This window comes from Ancylothrix sp. D3o (assembly GCF_025370775.1).
In the GTDB taxonomy this organism is placed as follows: Bacteria; Cyanobacteriota; Cyanobacteriia; order Cyanobacteriales; family Oscillatoriaceae; genus Ancylothrix.
The window spans coordinates 237,146-239,779 of the sequence record NZ_JAMXEX010000005.1 but is presented as its reverse complement, the minus strand read 5'-3'; the positions used below and the strand labels follow the sequence as shown (position 1 = coordinate 239,779).

The 2,634-nt window shown below is 42.3% G+C and carries 1 protein-coding gene; it reads right to left on the bottom strand.

Features of this window, described 5'->3' with window-relative positions; genetic code table 11:
• Nucleotides 1-2,634, bottom strand: a 2,634-nt coding sequence (locus tag NG798_RS12250; protein WP_261223253.1) for a putative Ig domain-containing protein, incomplete at both ends; no start/stop codon positions are given.

Here is a 2,634-nt window from a genome sequence, read left to right as displayed (position 1 = left end):
GGAGCAGTATCAGCATAGCGTGCACCAACAATTAAATCAGCCAAACCATCACCGTTGACATCTCCTGCACTGCTGACTGATATGCCGCTCTGATCACTAGCCGCCTCACCATTAATGATAAAACCACCAGTACCGAGAGAACTTAAATCAATTGCTGTATTGTTTGTTTTACCAAACACAACGTAAGACTTGCCGGCATCAGTACGAGAAGAAGGATCAGCACGAAAAGCACCAACAATTAAATCAGCCAAACCATCACCGTTGACATCTCCTGCACTGCTGACACTCCTGCCGCTCTGATCACCAGCCGCCTCACCATTGATCACAAAACCACCGGCACCCAATGGCAACCCCGTCCCCGATACAATATTACTCAAATTCACAGCATTAACAGAAGTCAGGTTCACGCTTGCTTCGGCAGTCCCCCCATTTCCATCTGATATCGTGTAGGTAAATGAAGCGTTACCTGTAGTTGTGGGAGTGAATTTTACCACCCCTGCATTCAAAGATACAGTGCCGTTTGTTGGATTAGAAACACCTGTTACTGTCAAGGTATTGTTTTCTACATCGGTATCATTTGCCACTAAAGTTGTTACCGGAATTTCTACTTCTGTCCTCAACAAAAATGAGAAGGTATCAGCCACAGCCACCGGCGCATCATTAACAGCATTAACAGTCAAACTTGCCGTATTTGTAGTGCTACTAAATGCCGTTGTTCCACCTGTGGAAGTATCAGCTACACCTCCATTTGTTCCCGTAGTCGTATCCCAAGCACGAAAAGTAATATTTCCTGCACTGCCGTTATAATTTAAATTCGGAACAAATCGAATTTTATTAGTAGCAGCAGCCGTTAAAAGTCGTGCTGTTGTTGAAATATCTACAGTGCTTCCAGTAGTAGCAGAAAAATCATTCCAGTTAGTACCACTATCCGTGCTGTATTGCCATTTCCCATTAGTATTATTTACACCTGTTACAGCAATACCTTTTACAGCACCGGCATCCACATCATTAATAAGTGATGTTATGCCAATAATATCAACTGCATCCCCGTTATTTGTCGTTGGATCTTCATCAATAGCAGTGAGAGTCACTGGAGTTGCTGTTAAAGTTGGCGCATCATTAACGTTAGCCACCACAATATCAAAGTTGCTTGATACTTCAGCATTACCTGCATCTGTTGCTGTCACTTTTACACTGATAGTCCCCACATTTCCGTTGAGTGGCGTTCCACTAAATGTCTGAGAAGCTGCATTAAATGTCAACCAAGAAGGTAAGGGGTTTCCATCAGCCAAACTTGCCGTATAAGTTAAGGGATCTCCTACATCTGGATCACTAAAAGTGCCGACGGGAATAGTGAAGTTAAATCCTGTATCTTCCGTTGCAGTTTGATTGCTTATTAAGGTACTTGCCGGTGCATCATTGGCATTAGCTACCACAATATCAAAGTTACTTGATACTTCAGCATTACTGGCATCTGTTGCTGTGACTTTTACAGACAATGTGCCAACATTACCATTAGCCGGCGTTCCAGAAAATGTATTAGTTGCAGCATCAAATATCAACCAAGAAGGTAATGCTGTTCCATCAGCTTGAGTTGCGGTATAAGTTAAGCTATCTCCGACATCTGGATCTGTAAAAGTGTCGGCTGGAATGACAAAATTAAATGCTGTATCTTCAGTTGCAGTTTGAGGGGTTATTAAGGTACTTGTTGGCGCATCATTAACATTAGCTACCACAATATCAAAGTTACTTGATACTGAAGTATTACCTGTGTCTGTTGCAGTCACTTTTACACTGATAGTACCAACATTACCATTAGCCGGCGTTCCAGAAAATGTATTAGTTGCAGCATTAAATATCAACCAAGAAGGTAATACACTTCCATCTGCAAGAGTCGCCGTGTAAGTTAAAGTATCGCCTGCATCTGCATCGCTAAAAGTGCCGGCTGGTATGGCAAAATTAAAGGCTGTATCTTGAGTTACACTTTGAGTGCTAAGAGTAGCGCCAACTGGAGGATTATTAACAGCATTTACTGTTAAATTAAACTCATCACTGATGGCATTTCCCGTTGGATCTGTGGCGGTAATTTTAATTCCTAAAGTGCCGGCATTAGCATTTGTTGGAGTACCAGAAAAAGTGCCGGTGTTGGCGTTAAATGTCAGCCATGCTGGTAACGGTGTTCCATCTGCTAAGGTAGCAGTATAAGTTAAGGTGTCATTTTGCGGATCTGTAAATGTTCCCGCAGGAATGGTGTAGCTAAAGGGAGTGCCGGCTAGAACATCATTTTTATCGGCGATAGGAGTTTCTACAAATGGCGCTTCTGGTGATGCAGCATTTATGACAATATCAAAGTTTTGATTTGCCGTTCCACCTTTACCATCACTAACACTAACTATTAACGAAAGTGTGCCGGTATCTGTAGCTGCCGGTGTGCCACTAAATGTCTTAGTTGCTGCATCAAATTGTAGCCACGAAGGCAAATTATTTCCATTGCTTAGTTTAACGCTATAGCTGAGTGTATCTCCATCAGTATCGCTAAAACTATTTCCCGGTATCTGAAATTGAAAGGCACTATTTTCTGTTGCTATTTGTGATGTTATTGTTGTGCCAGTTACGGGTGCGTTATTTGTCGGT